Annotated in this window: 27 protein-coding genes; 6 read left to right on the forward strand and 21 right to left on the reverse strand. The window is 45.2% G+C overall.

Annotated features, from left to right (window positions below; all coding sequences use genetic code 11):
• The first annotated feature begins 163 nt into the window (after nucleotides 1–163).
• Nucleotides 164–469 (forward strand): YciI family protein, encoded by a 306-nt coding sequence (locus EBI00_RS04730; protein ID WP_123094940.1) that lies wholly within the window; start codon nucleotides 164–166, stop codon nucleotides 467–469.
• Between the two features lie 72 nt (nucleotides 470–541).
• Here EBI00_RS04730 and EBI00_RS04735 read toward each other — a convergent pair whose 3' ends face one another.
• On the reverse strand, nucleotides 542–817 hold the full coding sequence (locus tag EBI00_RS04735; protein WP_123094764.1) for an Rdx family protein: 276 nt from the start codon (nucleotides 815–817) through the stop codon (nucleotides 542–544).
• A 57-nt stretch (nucleotides 818–874) separates the two neighbouring features.
• On the opposite strand from EBI00_RS04735, the gene EBI00_RS04740 reads away from it, so the two are divergent.
• Both EBI00_RS04740 and mnmC read left to right on the forward strand, forming a co-directional pair.
• Nucleotides 875–1426, forward strand: a complete 552-nt coding sequence (locus tag EBI00_RS04740; protein WP_123094765.1) for a peptidylprolyl isomerase — start codon at nucleotides 875–877, stop codon at nucleotides 1424–1426.
• On the forward strand, nucleotides 1416–3464 hold the full coding sequence (gene mnmC / locus EBI00_RS04745; RefSeq protein WP_123094766.1) for a bifunctional tRNA (5-methylaminomethyl-2-thiouridine)(34)-methyltransferase MnmC2/FAD-dependent 5-carboxymethylaminomethyl-2-thiouridine(34) oxidoreductase MnmC1: 2049 nt from the start codon (nucleotides 1416–1418) through the stop codon (nucleotides 3462–3464). Before EBI00_RS04740 ends, mnmC begins: the two co-directional genes overlap by 11 nt.
• Before the next feature lie 154 nt (nucleotides 3465–3618).
• Here mnmC and EBI00_RS04750 read toward each other — a convergent pair whose 3' ends face one another.
• Nucleotides 3619–3948, reverse strand: a complete 330-nt coding sequence (locus tag EBI00_RS04750) for a hypothetical protein (protein WP_123094767.1) — start codon at nucleotides 3946–3948, stop codon at nucleotides 3619–3621.
• A 116-nt stretch (nucleotides 3949–4064) separates the two neighbouring features.
• Between EBI00_RS04750 and cysE the strand changes: the two genes are divergently transcribed.
• Nucleotides 4065–4880 (forward strand): serine O-acetyltransferase, encoded by an 816-nt coding sequence (gene cysE / locus EBI00_RS04755; protein ID WP_123094768.1) that lies wholly within the window; start codon nucleotides 4065–4067, stop codon nucleotides 4878–4880.
• 35 nt (nucleotides 4881–4915) lie between these two features.
• Here the strand turns inward: cysE and EBI00_RS04760 are convergent, their stop codons facing one another.
• The 12 genes from EBI00_RS04760 to ccmA all read right to left on the reverse strand — a co-directional run bounded on the left by EBI00_RS04760 (nucleotide 4916) and on the right by ccmA (nucleotide 15041).
• Nucleotides 4916–5152 carry a YheU family protein gene (locus tag EBI00_RS04760; protein ID WP_123094769.1) on the reverse strand — a complete coding sequence of 79 codons (237 nt, stop codon included), beginning with the start codon at nucleotides 5150–5152 and terminating at the stop codon, nucleotides 4916–4918.
• The gene (gene ligA / locus EBI00_RS04765) at nucleotides 5153–7171 is read right to left on the reverse strand and encodes an NAD-dependent DNA ligase LigA (RefSeq protein ID WP_123094770.1); all 2019 of its coding nucleotides are present in this window, start codon (nucleotides 7169–7171) and stop codon (nucleotides 5153–5155) included. It lies immediately after the preceding gene.
• A gap of 98 nt (nucleotides 7172–7269) precedes the next feature.
• Nucleotides 7270–8271, reverse strand: a complete 1002-nt coding sequence (gene zipA / locus EBI00_RS04770; RefSeq protein WP_123094771.1) for a cell division protein ZipA — start codon at nucleotides 8269–8271, stop codon at nucleotides 7270–7272.
• A 64-nt stretch (nucleotides 8272–8335) separates the two neighbouring features.
• Nucleotides 8336–9514 (reverse strand): TPR domain-containing protein, encoded by a 1179-nt coding sequence (locus EBI00_RS04775; RefSeq protein ID WP_241556950.1) that lies wholly within the window; start codon nucleotides 9512–9514, stop codon nucleotides 8336–8338.
• Complete coding sequence (locus EBI00_RS04780) at nucleotides 9511–9939, reverse strand: cytochrome c-type biogenesis protein (RefSeq protein ID WP_241556951.1); 429 nt, start codon at nucleotides 9937–9939, stop codon at nucleotides 9511–9513. Before EBI00_RS04780 ends, EBI00_RS04775 begins: the two co-directional genes overlap by 4 nt.
• Nucleotides 9936–10445, reverse strand: a complete 510-nt coding sequence (locus EBI00_RS04785; protein WP_123094772.1) for a DsbE family thiol:disulfide interchange protein — start codon at nucleotides 10443–10445, stop codon at nucleotides 9936–9938. The genes EBI00_RS04780 and EBI00_RS04785 overlap by 4 nt, the downstream gene beginning before the upstream one ends.
• A gap of 2 nt (nucleotides 10446–10447) precedes the next feature.
• Nucleotides 10448–12385 carry a heme lyase CcmF/NrfE family subunit gene (locus tag EBI00_RS04790; RefSeq protein ID WP_123094773.1) on the reverse strand — a complete coding sequence of 646 codons (1938 nt, stop codon included), beginning with the start codon at nucleotides 12383–12385 and terminating at the stop codon, nucleotides 10448–10450.
• A 12-nt stretch (nucleotides 12386–12397) separates the two neighbouring features.
• Nucleotides 12398–12856 carry a cytochrome c maturation protein CcmE gene (gene ccmE / locus EBI00_RS04795; RefSeq protein WP_123094774.1) on the reverse strand — a complete coding sequence of 153 codons (459 nt, stop codon included), beginning with the start codon at nucleotides 12854–12856 and terminating at the stop codon, nucleotides 12398–12400.
• A complete protein-coding gene (gene ccmD / locus EBI00_RS04800; RefSeq protein ID WP_123094775.1) occupies nucleotides 12856–13032 on the reverse strand; it encodes a heme exporter protein CcmD in 177 nt (58 codons plus the stop codon). The genes ccmE and ccmD overlap by 1 nt, the downstream gene beginning before the upstream one ends.
• Nucleotides 13022–13768, reverse strand: coding sequence for a heme ABC transporter permease (locus tag EBI00_RS04805; protein WP_123094776.1), 747 nt, complete (start codon nucleotides 13766–13768; stop codon nucleotides 13022–13024). Before EBI00_RS04805 ends, ccmD begins: the two co-directional genes overlap by 11 nt.
• Complete coding sequence (gene ccmB / locus EBI00_RS04810) at nucleotides 13765–14430, reverse strand: heme exporter protein CcmB (RefSeq protein WP_174714889.1); 666 nt, start codon at nucleotides 14428–14430, stop codon at nucleotides 13765–13767. Before ccmB ends, EBI00_RS04805 begins: the two co-directional genes overlap by 4 nt.
• Nucleotides 14427–15041: a cytochrome c biogenesis heme-transporting ATPase CcmA gene (gene ccmA / locus EBI00_RS04815; protein WP_123094777.1), complete on the reverse strand. Its 615-nt coding sequence runs from the start codon at nucleotides 15039–15041 to the stop codon at nucleotides 14427–14429. Before ccmA ends, ccmB begins: the two co-directional genes overlap by 4 nt.
• Before the next feature lie 138 nt (nucleotides 15042–15179).
• Here ccmA and fliK point away from each other — a divergent pair, with 138 nt between their 5' ends.
• Both fliK and EBI00_RS04825 read left to right on the forward strand, forming a co-directional pair.
• On the forward strand, nucleotides 15180–16580 hold the full coding sequence (fliK, locus tag EBI00_RS04820) for a flagellar hook-length control protein FliK (RefSeq protein WP_123094778.1): 1401 nt from the start codon (nucleotides 15180–15182) through the stop codon (nucleotides 16578–16580).
• On the forward strand, nucleotides 16580–16828 hold the full coding sequence (locus EBI00_RS04825) for an EscU/YscU/HrcU family type III secretion system export apparatus switch protein (RefSeq protein WP_123094779.1): 249 nt from the start codon (nucleotides 16580–16582) through the stop codon (nucleotides 16826–16828). The genes fliK and EBI00_RS04825 overlap by 1 nt, the downstream gene beginning before the upstream one ends.
• Here EBI00_RS04825 and EBI00_RS04830 read toward each other — a convergent pair.
• From EBI00_RS04830 to EBI00_RS04860, 7 genes are all read right to left on the reverse strand, one after another.
• Nucleotides 16819–17223 carry a DUF2802 domain-containing protein gene (locus tag EBI00_RS04830; RefSeq protein WP_123094780.1) on the reverse strand — a complete coding sequence of 135 codons (405 nt, stop codon included), beginning with the start codon at nucleotides 17221–17223 and terminating at the stop codon, nucleotides 16819–16821. The genes EBI00_RS04825 and EBI00_RS04830 overlap by 10 nt on opposite strands.
• Before the next feature lie 21 nt (nucleotides 17224–17244).
• Nucleotides 17245–17736: a chemotaxis protein CheW gene (locus EBI00_RS04835; protein WP_123094781.1), complete on the reverse strand. Its 492-nt coding sequence runs from the start codon at nucleotides 17734–17736 to the stop codon at nucleotides 17245–17247.
• A 36-nt stretch (nucleotides 17737–17772) separates the two neighbouring features.
• On the reverse strand, nucleotides 17773–18483 hold the full coding sequence (locus EBI00_RS04840; protein ID WP_123094782.1) for a chemotaxis protein CheW: 711 nt from the start codon (nucleotides 18481–18483) through the stop codon (nucleotides 17773–17775).
• A 9-nt stretch (nucleotides 18484–18492) separates the two neighbouring features.
• Nucleotides 18493–19266 carry a ParA family protein gene (locus tag EBI00_RS04845; protein WP_123094783.1) on the reverse strand — a complete coding sequence of 258 codons (774 nt, stop codon included), beginning with the start codon at nucleotides 19264–19266 and terminating at the stop codon, nucleotides 18493–18495.
• Between the two features lie 69 nt (nucleotides 19267–19335).
• Entirely contained in the window at nucleotides 19336–20151 is an 816-nt protein-coding gene (locus EBI00_RS04850) for an OmpA family protein (RefSeq protein ID WP_123094784.1), read from the reverse strand.
• The gene (locus tag EBI00_RS04855; protein ID WP_123094785.1) at nucleotides 20144–20881 is read right to left on the reverse strand and encodes a flagellar motor protein; all 738 of its coding nucleotides are present in this window, start codon (nucleotides 20879–20881) and stop codon (nucleotides 20144–20146) included. Before EBI00_RS04855 ends, EBI00_RS04850 begins: the two co-directional genes overlap by 8 nt.
• Complete coding sequence (locus tag EBI00_RS04860; protein ID WP_123094786.1) at nucleotides 20881–21945, reverse strand: protein-glutamate methylesterase/protein-glutamine glutaminase; 1065 nt, start codon at nucleotides 21943–21945, stop codon at nucleotides 20881–20883. The genes EBI00_RS04855 and EBI00_RS04860 overlap by 1 nt, the downstream gene beginning before the upstream one ends.
• Nucleotides 21946–21956: the final 11 nt, after the last annotated feature.

The raw sequence follows: 21956 nt of genomic DNA on the forward strand, positions 1-21956 counted from the left end.
TTTTTTATGAAATTACTATTCGACTTTCTTGTAAGTCCTTATTATGGGCTTGTTTTACATTTTTCTGCTATTTATTAGCCCTGTTACGTTAAAACAGACATCTACAAATACACCGCCGTTGTCGGCAAAAAAACCTTATTGCAATTATAAAAAGGAAACAAACATGTTGTACTCAATTATTGGTGAAGATGTGCCTAACAGTCTGAACGATCGACTTGAAGCAAGACCTGCTCATCTGGCACGCTTGGAAGTGTTGCACAACGAGGGCCGTTTGGTCCTAGCTGGTCCCAATCCATCGATAGACTCAGACAATCCTGGAAATGCGGGCTTTTCTGGCAGTGTGGTAGTGGCAGAGTTCGCAACATTAGAAGACGCTCAAACCTGGGCCGACGCAGATCCTTATGTGGACGCTGGCGTATACCAAAAAGTGACCGTAAAACCTTTTAAACAAGTGTTCCCAAAGATTTAAAATACGAAACACTTTCCAGCCGCCTTTTATCTCCCCAAAGACAAGGAGGAAAAAAAGGCGGTTGGAGGCAATCTATGTATCTGAATGCCCTAGGTTCCGCTCTGGATCAATCACATCACGCATTCTTTGTTTTAATACCTTTGCTTCTGGAAAACCCGCTTCGGCCTTGCGACACCAAATCTCTGTGCCATTGACTCGAACTTTAAAAATACCACCCTGGGTTGGTAACAAGGTCACACTTTTAATATCACCGTCAAATGTAGTAAGTAGCTCCTGAGAGAGCCAGGCTGCGCGCAACATCCAACGACATAAGGTACAATATTCAATTTCTACGGCTGCAGTTCGCATTTGCTTTCTCTCCGCTACAATAACGTTCGTGTTACATTTATTAAGGAATCTTCTTTCATGCGCAAATCTATCATTACTAGTCTGGTTCTTCTCGCTTTTTGTTCGCATTTACATGCGATAGAAGTCGACATTGTTACTAATCAAGGAACTTTTCGAGTTGATCTAGACGACGAAGCTGCGCCTAAAACGGTCGCGAATTTTTTACGCTATGTCGACGAAGGCTTCTATGAAAACACCATTTTTCACCGTGTTATTCGAGGCTTCATGGTGCAAGGTGGCGGCTTCACTGAAGATTTAGCGCGCAAAACGACACACCAAGCGGTGGCTTACGAAGGGGACAATGGTTTAGCCAACAATCGCGGTACTTTGGCCATGGCTCGTACGCAAAGCCCAAACAGTGCGACATCACAATTCTTTATCAACCATGTCGACAATGCCTTCTTAAATCACGGTGTTCGTGGCGGTGCAGGCTACACAGTGTTTGGTAAAGTGATTAGCGGTATGGAGGTTGTTGACGCTATTGCCGCTGTGTCTACTTCCAATGTTGGGCCTTACCAGAACGTCCCTACTACGCCCGTTACGATTGAGAGTGTTGTCCGTGTTGACTAGCTACCAACTGAGCTCTCCGCATCTGAGTTGGGGGGACGATGGCGCGCCTCATTCCGACCAATTCAGCGACGTGTATTTTGACCAAGAATCTGGGCTGGAAGAATCTCGGCACGTTTTTATAAAAAACAATCAGCTTGTCGAGCGCTGGGCAAGATGCCAACAATCGGCATTCGTCATTGCAGAAACGGGCTTTGGTACCGGGTTAAACTTCCTCTGCACTTGGCACGCTTTTTTAGAGCACGCACCCTGTGATAAACAACTGCATTTTATTTCAGTCGAAAAATTCCCATTAACCAAAGAGATGTTGTCGGACGCGCTAAAAATGTGGCCGTCTTTGAGTGCATTCAGTGCGGAGCTCATAGACGCTTACCCGGATGTTTGTCACGGCTTTCATCGGGTGGAATTAGAGCAAGGACGAGTGCAGCTAACACTTTGGTTTGGTGACGCTGAAGACGGTTTTGCCGCTTTAAATGCAGATATAGATGCTTGGTTTTTGGATGGTTTTGCCCCCAGTAAAAACCCTGAAATGTGGACAGATACATTATTTCAACACATACACAGACTCAGCCATCAAGGTACCACCTTTTCAACCTTTACGGCCGCTGGCATTGTTCGCAGAGGTTTAAAAAGCGTGGGCTTTGATGTTCGAAAAGTCAAAGGGTTCGGACAGAAACGCGAAATGACGGTGGGTGAACTCAACAAAACTTGCAAACCATTAACCGAACGCATGGCGCAGGGACAAGCCTGGTTTAATGTTTGTCATGACACCCCAAGTAATAACACGCCCGTTCGCGTCTTGGTGGTTGGATCAGGCTTAGCAGGGGCCAACACGGCATACGCTCTAGCAAAACAAGGCGTTAAAGTACAAGTCTGGGAGCAAGGCAACATCATCGCAGGTGAGGCATCCGGCAATCCTCAAGGCATGTTGTACCCCAAACTGACGGCTCAAGATACTAGGTTAAACCGTTTTTATTTAAGCGCTTATCTGCACGCTGCACGTTTCTTTAACACATTAAGCAGTGCTCTTGATCATAAGCGCCCTTTTTGGGACCAGTGTGGCTTAATCCAGATCCCCAAAAACGCTAAGGAAGCTGAACGCTTTCAAAAGCTTTTGAGCCAACAACTCTACCCTGATAGCGTGCTGCACGCATCAACACAAAAACCAGACAGTATTTTTCTACCTTTGTCAGGCTGGGTTGCACCACAGGTTCTTTGTGAACACTTGCTGTCTCATCCGAACATTGAGGTGCGACTCAACACACCACTCAAAACATTAAATTTAGCTAGCACGTCGTCTTTTTCTGGCTCTGACAACCTAGGCTCTGAAAGTAGGGTCTCGGTGTGGCAGGCCAAATCCGACGCTCAGATAACAGAGTTCTCTCATGTGGTCTTGTGCACAGCAAACGCCACGAACCAACTGCAACTTACGCCCCACCTGCCTACCTCCGCGATCCGCGGACAAGTTTCTCAGATGAAGCAAGACGACGCGGTACGCGCATGCCTAGACAGTGGCATTGATCCAGATGTTATTCAAATCGACAGTGTTCTATGTGAATTTGGGTACTTCTCCCCCCCTATCAATGGCGAACTCCACTTTGGTTCAACCTATGATTTAAAAGACAACGACAAGACGGTTAGAGAAGAAGGCCATCAAAGAAATCTCAATATATTGGAAGGTTTATTAGGGCTGAAAAACAGCCCCTTTAAAACCGAAGATTGCGAAGGCCGAGTGTCGTTTCGTTGCGCTGTTGCTGACTACACACCTATTGTTGGGCCAGTGCAATCTGAAGCGGCTTATCAACAAGCGTTTTCGACGTTAAGTAAAAACGCAAAATGGAAAACTGACCAGGTTGCCGAACCCTGTCAAACACTGTACGTCAACATTGGACATGGCTCTAGAGGCTTAGTCTCAACGCCACTAAGCGGGGAATATTTAGCCAGCTTGATAACCCAAACTCCCTCACCTTTGGAGCAAGACATCGGGCACCTACTTCACCCAAGTCGCTTTTTAATTCGCGACCTAAAGCGAAAGCAGTGAACTCAGCAATGAACCCAAAGAAAGTCTTTTCTGAAGGCGGTACGCTAAAAACCTAGGCAGCAGCATTAGAGCGGAGTACCCTTCACTCAATGCTGCCGCACAAGAGATATATTATTGAGCTAATCACTACTTAAGGTAGTCGGCTGAATCAAACTCACAACTCGAATAATTCACAAGCGCTTGGAATCAAATCTTTAAAGCGACTAGAGGTTTGTGGTCGATAAACGTACTTGCTCAATTCTGGCAACAAAGCGCGTAAGGTTTCACTTAGTTGCAACAAGCTTGGGTTAATAGGCTCATACGGATAAACATGATCCTGCAAACTCAATTTATGCAATTCATCAAGCTCGTCTTGTAGTATGCCTTTCATCGCAAAAAAACGATCTTTTTGGTCAATATCATTGGTTTCCCAATACGCATCCGAAATCGTTGTATTTAATTCATAAAAGATATGCAGTGCATCAGCAACATTTTTTTTAGACATGTTATCTCCATCTTTTTAGGCAATCTCTAAATTGCCCCTTGTATTGTTTAACCCTAACCTTATAACCTACATTCTAAACGTGAATCGACATAGGTGGATACCCCTTGAGTACTTCAATGCAACAAGCCGTGACTTCTGACAATCTATGGTCGTCTTTACAAGCTGAGGCACACAAGCTTGCACAAGATGAACCTATTTTAGCCAGTTATTTCAACACGACCATTTTACGTCATGAGTCACTGTGCTCAGCGTTGAGTTTTTTACTCGCTAGCAAGCTTGATAGCATATCAATACCCGCTATGGTTTTACGAGAAGTCTTTGAAGAAGCCATGGCAGATACTCACTCTGGCATTGTACGATGCATCGAGCAAGACATTTTAGCCATCAAAGAGCGTGATGCGGCTTGCGATACTTTTACAACACCTCTGCTGTTTTTTAAAGGCTTTCACGCATTACAAACTTACCGTGTTGCAAACTGGCTGTGGCGTAATAACCGAAAAAGCTTAGCCTTGTATTTGCAGGGGCAAATGTCCATGGTATTTGGTGTAGATATTCATCCCGCGGCCACAATCGGCTGCGGTGTCATGCTGGATCATGCTACGGGCTTGGTAGTGGGAGAAACCTGCGTCATCGAAGATAACGTCTCTATTTTACAATCTGTGACCCTTGGTGGTACTGGCAAAGAGCACGGTGATCGCCATCCTAAGATTCGCACCGGCGTATTAATTGGTGCTGGCGCGAAAATCCTTGGCAATATTGAGGTCGGTGAAGGGGCGAAAATCGGTGCAGGCAGCGTTGTACTAGAAGCCGTTGAACATCACACAACGGTGGCCGGTGTGCCGGCAAAGGTCGTGGGACGCAACACAGAACAAGAACCTTCTCGCATTATGGATCACAACATTAACCACTGCCTGCGTGACTGTTCAGAGTAAGATTATCGCTATTTTTGTCATGATCCACTCGTTCTTCACATAAGATCGTAGTGGGTCATATCCTCTTTTCGTACCATCTTGATGGTTTCACTTTCTGTATCAAACAAAAGCACCGCTTCGCCTTTTTTCAAAGATTGCAGTGCCTGTTGGCGTTTTTGCGCCACTGACAACTCGTAATCGCCATAATCGGTGCCATCACGGGACACGATATCATCCAAAATGGTCTCTAAGGTATCTGGGGCTAACGAATCGTAGGGTATTAAAGTATCCAATTATATTGCTCCATGTTGACTCAGCAGGGCAATAACCCCAGCTTCGTCAATGATTGGTACATTAAGGGATTGGGCTTTGGTAAGTTTCGAACCCGCTTTTTCACCGGCAACTAAGCAGTCTGTTTTCGCCGATACAGAACCACTAACTTTAGCACCTAATGCCTGCAATTTATCCTTTACTTGATCACGACTAAATTGACTTAAAGAACCAGTTACCACGTAGGTTTTGCCAGAAAGCGGCAATTCATCCGTTGACACTGGCTGCTTTTTCTCCCAGACAACCCCAGCCGTTAGCAGACCTTTGATGGTTTCTCGATTTAATTCTTGATCAAAAAACAGCCTGACATGTTGCGCAACGATAGGCCCCACATCCTCTACTTCTACCAAAGCATCTTGATCGGCCGCCATTAAATCTTCCAGCGCCGTGAAGTAAGTTGTTAAGGCCCGAGCCGTCGCTTCACCCACTTCACGAATACCTAGCGCATAGATAAAGCGATTAAACTGTGTATTCTTTGCCGTCTCAATAGAAGCAAGCAGCTTCTCAACCGATTTCTGCCCCATGCGCTCCATCGCTAACAGAGTGTCTTTCTTCTCACTGAGGGTAAAAATATCCACCGGTGTTTTAACCAGTTCTTGATCCACCAGCTGCTCAATCAACTTATCGCCTAAACCATCAATGTCCATGGCTTTACGAGAAACAAAATGCTTTAGGGACTCTTTTAGCTGCGCCCCACACACTAAACCGCCAGTACAGCGAATCACAGCCTCGCCTGCCACTTGTTCTAAGGCGGAACCACACACAGGGCATATTTCTGGAAACACTACCTCTGTCGCGTCAGCGGAGCGCTTGTCTAACACGACCTGAACGACTTTAGGTATCACGTCGCCTGCGCGATGAACAATCACATAATCGTTCACTTTGACACCCAAACGCGCTATCTCATCTTTATTGTGCAAGGTCGCATTAGAAACCGTTACACCGCCAACAAACACAGGCTCTAATCGTGCGACCGGGGTAATCGCCCCCGTACGACCCACTTGAAAGTCCACTCCGAGCACTCGGGTCATTTCCTCTTGCGCAGGAAACTTCCTAGCAATCGCCCAGCGTGGTGCTCGAGCAATAAAACCCAATTGATTCTGCTGAGCGATTTGATCGACTTTGTAAACAATACCATCAATGTCATAGGACAAATCAGCACGCTTTTCGTTAAGCATCTCGTAATAATCAATACAAGCTTGCGCCCCTTCTGCTGTCGCCATCAGATCATTGATACGAAAGCCCCACTCGCTCAACTGTAGCAACCCCTCGTAATGGCTTTTAGGCTGATCCCAACCTTCCACATAGCCAATCGAATAGGCACACATCACTAAAGGACGAGTCGCGGTAATCTTAGGGTCAAGCTGGCGTAAACTGCCTGCCGCCGCATTACGTGGGTTAACAAACGTCTTTTCACCCTGCTCTAACGCTAAAGCATTGAGCTTTTCAAAGCCCTGTTTCGGCATATAGATTTCACCGCGCACCTCTAGAACAGTAGGCGGCGTTTGCGTGCGTAACTTCAGCGGCACAGAATAAATCGTTTTAATATTTGACGTAATGTCTTCACCAGACAAACCATCACCACGAGTCACACCTCTAACTAAACGGCCGTTTTCATAACGTAAACTAATCGCCAAACCATCTAATTTAGGCTCACAGCAATAGGTAATAGAGTCCACTTTGAGCAGTTTACGAATACGCTGATCGAAATCTGACAAGGACTCATTGTCGAAAGCATTGTCCAAAGACAACATGGGCACTGTATGAGCGACATTGGCAAAACCGCTGTCGGGCTTTTCACCGACACGCTGAGTGGGAGATTCCGCTTGAATCCAATCTGGGTGTTTGGCCTCTATATCCTGAAGCTGGCGATAATCACGGTCATATACTGCATCAGGAACGATGGGATCGTCTTTTACATGATAAGCATAGCTGTAATCGTTAAGTTGCTGAATCAACTCCAGCATCTGCTGATGCGTCATGTTTGTCTCTTGGCTCATAGATCAATTAACTCGATTGCTTTTGGCTTGTAGTAAATATTAATGGCAAAAAACAAGGCCCCTCGGGGCCTTGGTTTATCTTACTGCTTATTGCGCATTAACCGACGGCGCTCAAAATCACGTATTCGTTGTCGACAATGTGCGATGGTTTGCTCACTCATCGGCGAGCGTCGTTCATCACGCAATTCGCCGCCCAAGTTGCGTACTAAGGTTTGAGCCGTTTCGAGCATGAAATCAAACGCTTTCATGCTGTTCTTAGGCCCTGGTAGTCCCATAAAAAAGCTCACGCCCGGACTTTCTGTCTCGCCCATAGTATCAAGGTCAAAGGTACCTGGCTCAATCGCATTGGCCATACTAAATTGCACTCGACCACGATCAAAACCATCCTCGTGACGATGGAAAATGTCCATCTCGCCATAGCGCATGCCACAATTCAAAATCAGTTGTAGCAACTCCATACCCGCAAATGGCTTACCATCAGGAGCAAGTATGTTTATCACAATCACTTCTTCAATCTCTGCAGGACTCGCCTGCTGCTCGGCTTCATTCGCTTCTTTAATAGAATGGGTCGAAGTAGGCTGCCCTACATCCACTTGAGAATAATTGTGTTCATAATCATCATAAGTAGACGATTTACTGCTACCTTCAGCGAAATCAAGATCCAAATCATCGTGTTCGTAAAAGCCGTCATCAGAGTAATTTTGCTCAGACACCGCAGAATCACCAAAGTCACGCTCTGGCACCAAAGAGGCTAACTCATCAAGATGTAAATCGTCACTTCGATAAAGCTCCGGACCAGAATCTACCTTATGAGGCACATCGGCGAGGGGCGATTTAGCCGTCTGACGAGCACTTTCAAACGCATTTACAATAGGATCTACCGACACAGACGCTGCTTTTTTATGCCGAATGGGCATTTGTAGATCTGCAGTGTCACTGTCATAATCGTCGTAATCAGTAAGATCTTCTTCAAGATGGGTAAGTTCTTGACCCTTTTTATAGCGACGAAATCCATCAATGAGAATCACTATAATAATGACGACCCCAATCAAGATTAGCCATTCACGCAAGCTAAATTCCATTACACATTCCGAATAGCATCAATTAAAGTTACGGTATTATCAAACGAAGCGCCTCAGGATTCAATTACAAGGCCACGTTGATTGCGAAAATCTCTTTAGTATTTATGAGTAAACTCTCTTTTATACCGATAATCCGCCCTTTTGTCAGATCCTTGTCATGAATACTCGACAATTTTACCATCAAATCGACTGTCTCCGTTTCCGCGAGAGTCACCGTTGGCATTAAAGCATCAAGATTTGTTAGTAAAATCGGCTGGTTCAAGTCGTCAGGGAAAATCCGCTGTATTGCCACCGGCATTTTTTGCCCCTTTATTACCGCGTATACCAAGAGAACATCATCCGGCTGCCACTTCCTGTCACCCTCGTCCCACTCTATTTTTACCGCTAATTGGTGAGTAATAATAGGAGCAACTTGCTGATAATCAATCCGACCCCGTTGCCGAGCCTTGGCAATGTCTGATAGCAAAGCCAAACGTTCTACCGAACGCGGGCTGTAACGAATGGCTTCCTGCCAAGCCAGTACAGCGCCTAAATAATTCTGTTGTGAAAAGGCGGCTACCCCCTTTAAATCAAGTGCAATGGCTTGAGTTGGGTCTTGTTGCAGGATGGCCTCAACGACCGCCAGCATTTTGGGCGAACTTTGATTATCATTGGCATAAAAGATGGCTTGGGCATATTCCACCAGTAAGGCAGTGTGATCTTGCGCATTCTGTGACGGCTTTTCTAACGCTTTTTCAAAGGCACTCACCGCCTCTGAGTATTTATTCGCGTTCATATAATCCGTTGCTAAAAAATACCAATCTTCTATTCTCTCGTAACGTTCACTTCGGTATTGCAAAAAACGCGTTATCTTTTCTGGTGTCAGTTGTTGCTTTCGCAAATCTTCTGTAAAGGCGACCTCGGTGGCGTACCCCAGCTGTTGGTATAGGCTCACACTACCCAATACTGACAAAGCAACAACACTAAACATCGTCCAACGGGCTAAAGACACGTCAGCACTAAAGAATCGACGTGACTGATTACTTTGCGAGTCAACCTCTTGATCAAGATCATTTAGCAGCTGTCGAGCTTCGCTAGGAGTAAGTCGCCCCATCGCTTCTTCCTGTGCGATTTCAACTCGCCTAACCCTTGAGAAGTTGTCCTGAGAGGAATGTGTCAGCTGGCTCGCTGAGCGTTTCACGGCATAATAAAAGTAGACAATGCACACTAATATCATGATGGCCATGAACAAATAAGTCATCATGATAATGAACGACCTCGTCGTTTGCGATTGCTCATTACCACTGTGGTAAAAACCAAAAAGCCGATCGCCAGCAAAATAAAAGGACCATACCAAAGCAAAAACGTCGCCGAAGAATGCTGAGGGCGGTACAACACAAAAGCGCCATAACGCGCGACCATATAGTCAACAATCTCCTGATCTGTTTTTCCTTGCTCTATCATAAAGTGGACTTGCTCACGAAGATCAACCGAAATACCCGCATTTGAATCCGCTAAACTTTGGTTCTGACATTTTGGACAACGTAACTCTGCCAGTAAACTTTGATAGCGGGTTTTATTTAACTCAGAGCGAAAAGTCATCTGCTCCTGCCCCAGAGCATAGTGCGCAAAACTCAACATAGAAAACAACACACACAACCATAGGGCAAGAGGATTATACCGCTTCATTTCAAATATCCTTTGAGCTCTGGCCAATTTTGCTCATTAACGACGCCTTGGTGCCTATGCACAATCACACCTGAGCTATTTATGACAAAGGTTTCTGGCGCACCTGTCACCCCCATATCTAAGCCAAATAGCCCCATCTCGTCCATCAATACCTGCTGGTACGGATTGCCTTTTTCTATTAGCCACTGTTCCGCCAAGTGTTTCTGGTCTTTATAATCAATTCCAATAATAGGAACACCCTTCAAAGCAAGCTCGACTAAAAAAGGATGTTCGATATGACATGCTGGGCACCAGGTGCCCCAGAAATTCATCAGATATGGTCCATGAGGCAAATCCTTTTGAGTCACCATTTGATCATTCTCTAACGAGATCAAGGTGAAATTTGGCACCTTTTTCCCCACAAGTGCCGAGGGTACATATTGATTGTCCTTGCCTAATTGCGAATAAAAAACACCACCCAATATTAGAAAACACACTAAGGGTAGAAAAAATACAAAACGCCGCATTATTAACCTCCTGTTCGCTGGCGATAACGCTTATCCAGCGCGGCTAACAAACCACCCGCCATCATCATCAAGCCACCAAGCCAAATCCAACGCACGAAGGATTTAACGTAAATGCGCACTCCCCATGCGGACTCATCGAGTTGCTCACCCAAAGAAATATACAAGTCACGAGTAAACCCCGCATCCAGTGCGGCTTCCGTCATCACTTGCTGCCTTGTGGTAAAAAACCGTTTCTCAGGATACAACACAGCTACCGCACGACCCGATTGATACGCCGTAAACTGCCCTTTATTCGATACATAGTTTGACCCCTGAATCTGCTCCATGCGATCAAAACGGAATTCATAACCCGCCATGCTCACTTTATCCCCTGGTGACAATCGCAGCATAGAATCATGACTATTGATACTGACCAAGATAATACCAATCAAGGTAACCGCCACACCAATATGCGCCAATAACATGCCATAGTAGTTTCTGGGTAATTGGCGCGCACGAGGAATCATGCCTTTTGAACCTGCGGTTACCTTACTAAACCAATCAGCGAGAGAGAGTAACAACACCCAAGATGCCACGGACAAACACACCCAAGCTAACCAACCAAACTCAAAGCGATAGACTAAACCACCCGCTATTAACATCGCTAAGATCGCCGCGATAACACACGCTTTTAACAGGCTATTCAATGACGTTTTATGCCATTTCGACAAAGGCCCGACCGCCATAAAAACAATAAGTAAAAGGGCAATAGGCGTAAATACGCTATTAAAATAGGGCGCACCAACAGAGATTTTTCCCAATCTCAGTGCATCGAAAATCAAAGGATACAGAGTCCCTAATAAAACAGTTAGGGTTAGCACTGTTAATAAAATATTATTAAGCAGCAGCCATGCTTCTCGCCCCGTCGCCCCAAACGTGACACTTGATCGCACCTGAGAGGCACGAATGGCATACAAGAATAGGCTGCCACCGACGAATACCACAAGCAATCCCAAAATGAAAACACCACGAGTAGGATCGGCTGCAAAGGAATGAACCGACGTCAATACACCCGATCGCACCAGAAAAGCCCCTAATAACGACAGGCTAAAAGTGAAAATCGCCAATAAAACCGTCCAGCTTTTAAACACCCCACGTTTTTCTGTGACCGCTAACGAGTGCAGCAAAGCCGTTCCTGAGAGCCAAGGCAAAAGGGAGGCATTCTCAACAGGATCCCAAAACCACCAGCCGCCCCAGCCTAATTCATAATACGCCCACCAGCTTCCAAGGGTAATGCCCAACGTTAAGAAGGCCCATGAGCAGGCAGTCCAAGGCCTCGCCCAGCGGGCCCATGCCGCGTTCAAATTGCCCGTAATTAATGCCGTCACAGCAAAAGCAAAAGCCACTGCGAACCCCACATAGCCCATGTACAAAATAGGTGGATGAACAATCAAACCAAAATCCTGTAGCAACGGATTTAAATCTCCCCCATCAGGGGGGGTATCGGGCAATAAGCGCACGAATGGCGAAGAGGTAAACAGCAGAAAAGACAGGAAACCAACACAAATGCTGCCCAAAACAGCAAGTACAATCGGGCCAATATCCATAGGTAAGGAACGTATTTTCAACGCTACAGCAGAACACCAGCCGACTAATATGAGCACCCAAAATAGCAGCGAACCCTCATGCCCGCCCCACACAGCACTGAATTTATACCAAATAGGCAACTTGATGCTGGAGTTCTGACTCACGTACAAAACAGAAAAGTCGTTCGTTAAAAATGACACCGCTAAAATAACAAAACTCATCAATACCAAGGCGGACATGATAAACGTCAGCGGACGGGCGGTCTCCAGTAAAAGTTGATGTCCTTTCCAGTAGCCAACCAAAGGCATGATGGCTAAGGATAAAGCAAAAAACAAAGCCAATATCAGAGAAAACTGACCAATTTCAGGCAACATAATAAACCTAAACTAATAATAAGTGGGTGTAGCGACGGGGGCCGGTTTCTCAACAGGTTTCAATGCCTCCGACACTTCTGGGGGCATGTATTTTTCATCGTGCTTTGCCAACACTTGTGAGGCGTCAAACGTCCCCTGCTCGTTCAGTTGTCCTAACGCAACCACGCCCTGCCCTTCTCTAAACAAATCCGGCAAAATGCCTTGATACTCTATGGTGACACTGTGTTGAAAGTCCGTGACTTGAAAAGACACCGCCAAGCTATTGGGGTCGCGCTGTACACTGCCCTCTACCACCAATCCTCCCGCGCGAATATTAGTTTTACTGGGTGCTTCGCCCATGGCAATCTGAGAAGGGGAAAAAAACAAATTAATATTTTGCTTGAGGGCATACATCACCAAAGCAAGCGCAGCACCCAAAACCAACACGATAGCGATAACCGCCAGTAGGCGTTTTTGTCTTTGCGGATGCATTAGCGAGCTTGATCTCTTAAAAAACGTTTTCGCACTGTGTCGCGCGCCTTGTTACGCATGGAAAGAGTCTGCCAAATCAGTAATAACAACACCAAAGCACACCCACCATAAGCCGACCAGACATACACTCCGTGCCTTCCCATCGCCAAGAAATCCGCAAAACTATCAAAGGCCATTGCCCATTACCTCTTGTTTTACCCAATTTGACCTATGCTCACGCAGGATGATTTCAGACTGTATTCGCCAAAGCAGCAATCCCGCGACTAAGCAATACAAACCAACAACAGCAATCAACAAGGGCAACCACATCTCTGCGGGCATTTCGGGCTTTTTCGTTATGGTAAACGTCGGCCCTTGGTGCAAGGTATTCCAAAGTACGACCGAATACTTAATGATGGGCAAATTTATTAGCCCCACCACGCTCATTATGGCGGCGGCTTTATTCGCTAATGTTATATCTTCTAATGCGTTTTGCAGGGCAATAACCCCCATAAAGAGTAGAAACAACACTAAGACCGAGGTTAATCTTGCATCCCATACCCACCAAGTTCCCCATGTTGGCTTACCCCATATTGCCCCCGATACCATAGCCATTAACGCCATAACTGCCCCAATAGGCGCTATGGCTTTGATGAACATAGGCGCTATCTTCATTTGCCAGACAAGAAAAATCAAACCAGCGACGCCCATTGCGAGATAACAAGATTGCGCTAACATCGCTACAGGAACATGAATATAAATAATACGAAAGCTGTTTCCTTGCTGGTAATCTTCAGGTGCGAATGCCAGCCCCCACACTAATCCCACTACAAGACCAAAACAACCAATACAAAAGACAGGCAAAGCCCAAGATTTCGACCAAAAGAAAAACCATTTTGGAGAACCCAACTTATGAAACCATAACCAACTCATCCGCTTACACTCGCTTTTATCGCCATGGCTGTCATAAAAGGCGACACCACCAGTGACATCAAAGACAGCGCCAATAGCATGGCCAGAAATCCAGAATAGGGCAACCCAGATTGAGCTGCCTGAACGGCGGACGTTGCAAAAATCAATACTGGTAAATATAAGGGCAAAATCAATAACATGACTAACATGGTTCCTTGTCTCACCGAGACCGTTAACGCCGCTCCCATCACCCCAATCAAAAATAAACCAGGCGTCCCAACTAGCAAGGTCAATACCAATGCCCAAAAACTCGTATTTGGCATAAACAGCATTTCACTTAACAGAGGCATCATTATCAATAACGGCAATATGATTACCACCCAATTTGCCATCACTTTTAACAGCATCAACAGGGGTAAAGACAAACCACTGACAATCCACTGCTCAAGGGAACCATCCTGATAATCTTCTTTAAACATGTGATCAATTGAGATCAAAATAGATAAGACAACGCCACACCAGATAATGCCAGAGGCCGCTTGAGCCAAAAAAGCGGGTTCAGCGCTGACCCCCAATGGAAATAGAATCACGACAATAATAAAAAATAACAACGCATTAAAAACGTCTTGCTTGCGCCGCCACAAAACCAAAAATTCATAGATAAGAAAAGAACGGTACGTCATGGTTGCAACACAACATCATGGGGAATAATTGAGGATAGGCTCTGATGGGTGCTTAACAACACTAAGCCGCCTGATGTTAGATGCTGCTGAATACACACTTCTAGCATTACTCCCCCTTCAACATCTAATGAAGCAAACGGCTCATCTAATAGCCAAAGTGTTTTTTTACTTAACCACAAACGCGCCAATGCCACTCGACGCTGTTGACCGGCTGATAATGTTTTAACAAGCGAGGCTAAAAACGGAAAAAGACCTAAATCCTTAGCCACATTGTGTAACTCTTCTAGTGAGCGTTCAGGGCAGTACCAGCGAAGATTTTCTTCAACCGTTAAGGCACTTTTCACCCCCATTAAATGACCAAGATACACCATTTCCTGCTGAAGTGGGCTGCGATCTGAAGTCACGTTTTGACCCAAGTAAAAAATCTCCCCCTCTAAGGGCATTGAAATCCCTGCTATCACTTTCAGCAAAGACGTCTTCCCAGTACCATTACCGCCTAAGACACGCCAGGCTTCACCAGGATGAATACTAAAGGACAACCCTTTACACAGGTCATTTCCCCCACGCTCAATCCAAAGGTCTGATATTGTTAAAGAAGCAGAAGATTGCAAAAGATTTATCCAAATTGGCCGATACAAAATCAGTTATAAGTGATTACTTGAACACAAAATGAAGGGGTAAACATCCTGTCATTATCACTAACAAAGATCACTCATTATATGAAAATTATGGACAAATAGGCAGCCCAGATGATCTCTGATATACGATCTATGCTAAATACCTCATCCAACAAACAAAGCAATGCAAGCAGCAGTGTGCTTTATAACGCTGGCCCCTTAGCCAAGCTTGGAAGTGAAATTAAGCTAATTGAGAACATGAGCACCATTAAACTCAGTGGCAGTGAAAGCCTCCTTTTTCAAGGCAAGCCCGCACAGTTATTACACGCCTCTAGCGCAAACCAGTCTTTCAGTTTAATTAACGCGGGCGATCCAATCGATGTCAGCACCCTTCAATCTGCGCAAATCACCAAAAAAAAAGGCGCTCAAGTAGCACTTGAACTTTTATCTAACAACCAACTTAAGACAGGCTCTCCAGCACTGGGGGCATCTCAATCCTCCATCACGAACACAACCAAAGCAGACAATGTCATGCTGGCCTCCCGTGTGGTGAATTTAACCGTTACTGCGCCTACCACCAATCAACAGATCACCATGGTGAGTGATGGTCAAACCGAATTCCCCATAATGACCAGCACAAAACTCAAACTGGGGGAGACAATCCGGGTCATGGTTGATGCCAATAATAACGTGCAAGCCATTCCTAACAAATCCAACACGAGCACCCACCCCGTGTATTTGGAAGCGCTTAAACAAAGCCTTCCAAAACAATTATCACTTACAGATATGACCCATATGATTAAGCAACTACAGACGTTGGGGAGCTCACTTTCTTCTTTGTCACCACAGACCCAGCAAGCGTTACAGCAACTTATTCAAAACTTGCCCAACTTAAACGCTTTAACAGCATCGTCTGACAACATGAAACAAGCGATTCAGACCAGCGGATTATTCTCAGAATCCTTACTGCTCAATAATAAAACGCTCTCACCCACCGATTTAAAACTCAATCTAATGCGCCTGAAGGATAGCCAAGAAAATATTGGCGCGCTACGCCTTGGCAACACACCGACTGAACACATTGCTAACGCTATCGAGCGCATCACCACAAGCCAACTACGGCACCTTTCAGACCAAAACACGACGGCGACGCCAAATTACCCACTGCATATTGAACTTCCCATCAAAAATGGGAATACCCTTCACATGATGCAGGTTGAAATCGATCAGGATGCCAGCACACAAGAACAAGCACTACAGGACAGACGCTGGCTGGTGAAATTAAAATTTGATTTCGAGGAAACAGGTCGATTTGACGCAAGGGCCAGCATTCAAGGTAACAAAGTAGGGATTATGTTCGCGGCAGAACACCCAGACACAGTGAAAATACTGCAAAAAAACATGCCTAGTTTACGCCAGCAATTACTTGATAAAGACATAGAGGTGGAAAGGCTAGATACATTTCAATCCAAACTGGATAAAGAAACCAGTATGACGTTAAATACGCAATCACTCATTGATGTGAGGAGCTAATGCAAAAAGCCGTCGCGTTGAAATACGACTACCGCTCCGCACCCACGGTTACTGCCAAGGGAAGCGGATTATTGGCTGACAAAATAATGCAGGTTGCGAAGGAAAATAATGTATTATTACATCAAAGTCCTGAGCTAGTTGAAATGCTCAGTACTTTGGATTTGGGGGAAGAGATACCTGAAGCCTTGTATCTGGCGATTGCCGAGATTATTGCCTTTGCGCACAGCATTAAAAGCCATCAATGGTAGTCGGAATTTCTTCGTGACTCTTGTTTCAACAAACTAATCAGTTCTGCTTCAGCACGTATCAAGCCGCATTTAGAAACAAGATCATCAACGGTGGCGCCCATTTCCAACAGTTCCATAGCACGGTTGTATGAGACCCCACCTTCTTTGGATAAAATCTCAGACTGCTTCTCAACAGCAAGGTTTAATTTCTTTTCTATAGCAACCAGTCGACGCCCCATACCTATCGATCCAGACGCAAGCACTTGAACCTGCTTTCTCTGGTTTAGCTCAGACTCTTCATGCCGTTGTTTCATCTGGTTTAAACGCTTAGACAAACGCAACGCCCACACAATAACACCAATTAAGATGGCAAATTGTAACATTAGCAGGAAGTTGAATAACCACTGAGATTCCATCTATAACATTACCTTAACAACTTACAATGAAGCAACATCAGACCATTCTTCGTCCGAAAGCAACTTGGCAAGCTCAACCAGTATCAGCAAAGTATCATTTTTATGACACACACCTTGAATAAACTTGGATGACTCATCGTTACCGACATTAGGTGATGGTTCAATCTCTGACTGTCGCAGGTAAACCACTTCAGAAACTGCATCAACAAGAATACCAATAATATGGCCTTCAACTTCAAGGATCATGATACGTGTAGAGTCAGTGATCTCTCCAGATGGCAAACCAAAACGCTGGCAAGTGTCGATAACAGTGACCACAGTACCCCGTAAATGCACAATACCTAACACAAAACTGGGCGCACCAGGTACGGTTGCAATCTCAGAGTAGCGAAGCACCTCTTTTACTTGCATCACATTGACGCCATAAATCTCATGTTCTAAGCGGAAAGTCACCCACTGTAACATTGGGTCATCAGACTGGGTGTCGCTTTTTAATGCTATATTTGTTGCCATTATTTCCTCCTAAGTGCACTCAATAACCTTTGTCCATTATTTAAGTGACTTCTTAAACCCATGTTTTGGATCATCTAACAGCTCAATAAACCCTTGGACGTCTAAAATAGCACACATATGCTCAATTACTGTTCCAGCTAACCAAGGTCGTTTGCTTCTGTCTGTCCGCCATTTTACTTGCGATGGTTCTAAAGTGATAGCTTCTGCTACTCGCTCACAAGCAACGCACCAATTTGTTCTGTCTAACTGAATAACAAATTTAAAGTTATCCTTCATTTCACCTGCATAATGATTGGGCATGACCCATCGAGCAGTATCTACTGTTCGAAGGTTGATGTCTCCAATATTCGCCATTCCCATAAACCACTCTGGCTGACCAAAAATAGCCGTGAGCTTATCTTGACCGCTTTGAAATATCCCACCCAACTCTACTAGGGGCACTGCGAGCTTTAATCCGCCGACATAAAAAAGCAGGCACTCAAACCGACCATTTGCCCAAGGCAAAGGATCAGTTTTTGACGTTTTAGGCTCTGGCTCTGGCTCTGGCTCTGGCTCTGGCTCGATAATCTTTGTTTTTTCAGAATCTTTAAACAAGTTTTTAGATTGAGGGTCTTCTGTAAAAGACACCTCTTCCTGCAGATCCGACATTTCCTTCGCAGTAGCCTCTTGCAAAAGATCGTCAAGATAGCGTTGCAAGGCAATTTGCGGCCCAATGAGAGTAGTGTCTTTACTCTTTGTCTCTTTCATATATCGTTACTATCCTACTGGGTTCAGCAATGATTCCATCAAACTCTCGTACGCTTTAATGCCTCTAGCGTTAGGATCAAGAGCTGAGGGTGCAATTCCTGCTGTACTGGCGTCTCTTAATTTAGTGTCTACTGGAATCACCGAGTGCCATACCAGATCGTCATAAGTGTCTTTTAAACTTCGTAAACTTTTATTGGATGCCTGAGTCCGTCTATCAAATAAAGTCGGTACAATTAAAAAAGGGACAGGACGCTTTCTGGCTCGATTAATCATCGTTAAAGTCCTGACCATTCTTTCTAGCCCCTTAATAGCCAAAAACTCCGTCTGTACGGGGATAATAAGTTGCTTACACGCAGCCAACGCATTGATCATCAAGACTCCCAGAACAGGTGGGCTGTCAATCAATACATAATCATACTCATCCCAGAGTATCGCTAGTGTTTTAGATATCACTAGCCCCATACCTCCTTGAGCCTGAGCATGACGCTCAAGCGTTGCGAGGGCCGTTGACGCAGGTAAGAGTGATAAATTCGGATGACCCGTTTTAATAATAAGCGAAGCGGGGAGATCTGCAGGTATTTTACCGGAGGTTTGAAATAGATTGTACGCACTTTTTTCAACGGAATCTGGATCGAATCGAAAGTAACTGGTCAGAGAACCGTGTGGATCAAGATCCATCATTAATACTCTATTACCAGCGTCTGCAAGCAACCCTGCTAATGAAACAACAGTGGTGGTTTTTCCAACACCGCCTTTTTGATTCGCCACTGCCCAAATGTGCACTCCGACTCCCCTGATAACCTATGCTATTAATGTGCCTACTAATTGTTTGCAATCATATACAGTAATACACTACTGAAACAAGTAATCATGCAGATTATCCGCTTCTCGTTTACTAATCCTTAGTACGACGCGTCTATTTTGCTCTCTTGCAGAATCGCTTGTATTCCTAACTTTTGGCTGCTCACTGGAAAAACCGATGGGCGCGACCATTTTAGGGTCGACTCCTTGGTATACTAATTCGTCTACAACAGAGGCTGAACGCAAACCAGACAAATGCCAATTTGACACCAAACGAGGCGAAGTAACGGGTAAATCGTCCGTATTACCTTCAACTAATATGACCGAAGGATAAGCTTTTAAAACATTTGCCACCAACATCAGTAAAGCGACCGCTTCATTGGTCAATTCGTATTCCCCTTGACCAAACAACAACCCCGATCTGAGCTCTAAATTCACCCAGTCAGCAGATTCCGTGACAGAAATTTGGCCTGTTGTATGGAGCCCTGAAAACTGATTCTCCACCACCTGACTTAATAAAGCATATACAGCAGAAGAGACGGTTTCTTCAATAGCGGGCGGAGCAACAGGAATTGGCTTGGTATCCACAACGTCGACACTTTGTGGCTCCCCAACGACAGGTTCGCCAATATTGATAGGTTTCACAGACTTCTGAACAGCATCAAACACACCCTGAAGTGTCTCTTTAAGACGTTGCTCATCACCTTGATTTTGAAGAGAAATAGAGTAAAGAGCGACGAAAAAAGCAAACAACAGAGTGATAAAATCAGCGTAAGACAATATCCAGCGATCCCGCCCTTGAGAAGCCGATGCCACTGGCCGCTTTGTTGCTTGACGATGCCTTAAGGGCCGCGAGGTGTCACTCATAAGCGTTAAGCTCAAGTTCTAAACGGTAAGGGTGTTTTCCAACGGCAATTCCACAAATTCCGTCAATGAGCAACTGGTGATAAAGCAGCTCTTTATCTATGTGTCCTGTTAACTTTTTTACTATCGGAAAAATAATGAGGTTAGCAAAACCTTGACCATAAAGCGTTGATACAAAGGCAACCGCTATACCATGACCTAACGCTTCAGGACTATCTAAGTTGGCCATGGCTTGTATCAGACCAAGCACAGACCCCATAATCCCTAATGTAGGCGCATATCCACCGATAGACTCCAGAAAAGACACGCTCCGCATACGTTTTTCATGTATGCGGACGGCATCATCATGCAATCTGTCCATGAGCAAATCAGGATCAGTACCGTCAATGGCCATTTGTAAGGCCCTACTCGAAAACGGATTCCTAATTGCTTCGATATCAGATTCAAGAGACAACAAAGACAATCTTCTGGCTTTGTGAGCTAAATTATTCAGTAATGCGCGGGCGGCATCAAGGTCATATACGGGAGGGAATAGGCTCCATTTCAGAATAGACAAAGCACGATAGGCTTCTTGAATGCTACTTTGTATGAGAGTGGCACCGATACTGCCAGCGATAACAATAATGGCTGAAGGGAGATTCAGTAAAAGAATCGCCTCCCCCCCTCCTAGCCAATTCGCTAGAAACACCGCACTGAAAGCGATGACCAAACCAGCTAATGTCACAAAATCCATTAGCTTACCTCACGTACAATACGCTCACCAATGTGGTCTAAATCAATTATATCATCGGCTAAATTGGCTTTCTCAACAGCCATGGGCATACCGTAAATAACACAGGAGTTTTCACTTTGAATCCACACTGTTGAGCCTGAACTCTTCAGCATGCGCGCGCCTTCGCGGCCATCAGCCCCCATGCCAGTCATAACAACAGAAAGTACTTTACCTGGATAACATTTTGACGCTGAACCAAATGTCACATCAACAGAAGGCTTAAAGTTAAGTCTATCGTCGCCATCTAAAACGCGTACGCAACCGCCATTTCTTGAATCAATCATCATTTGCTTACCACCGGGCGCTAAAAGTGCAACACCAGGTACTAAACGATCACCGTCTTTTGCTTCACGCACAGTAATTTTGCAAATATTGTTTAAGCGCTCAGCGAAAGCTCCTGTGAAAGCAGCAGGCATATGCTGCACCACTACGATAGGCGCAGGGAAATCTGCTGGCAACTTGGTCAACACCGTTTGCAACGCCATTGGACCGCCTGTTGATGTCCCAAGAGCCACCAAACTGACTTTTTTTCTAGCTCGAGGAATGATAACACCACGACTAGTGACGATTGGTTTTGGCGCTTCTCTTGGTCCTAGCGCCGCCACTGGCTGACGACTGCCCGCTAACCGTGTTTTGGCAACGGTTAATACTCTTTCTACCAAAGCTCGCTTCACTACTGCTGAATCTCGAGAAATATCCTCGAAATTCTTAGGCATAAAGTCAACCGCACCCGCTTCTAGAGCATCCAAAGTGACTTTAGCGCCCTCGTGTGTCAAAGAAGAAAACATTAACACAGGTGTAGGCTTGAGCTTCATGATATTAAGAACAGCCGCTATACCATCTAACACTGGCATTTCGTAATCCATGGTTACCACATCAGGAGAGAGTGACTGTACTTTCTCAATTGCCTCTCGACCATCATTCGCTGTACCAACAACGGTTAACCTTGGATCTGCTTCAAAAATTTCAACCAGTCGGCGTCGAAAAAAGCCAGAGTCATCAACAACCAATACCTTAACAGGCATTAAACATCTCC

This window comes from Marinomonas hwangdonensis, assembly GCF_003721245.1.
Classification (GTDB): domain Bacteria; phylum Pseudomonadota; class Gammaproteobacteria; order Pseudomonadales; family Marinomonadaceae; genus Marinomonas; species Marinomonas hwangdonensis.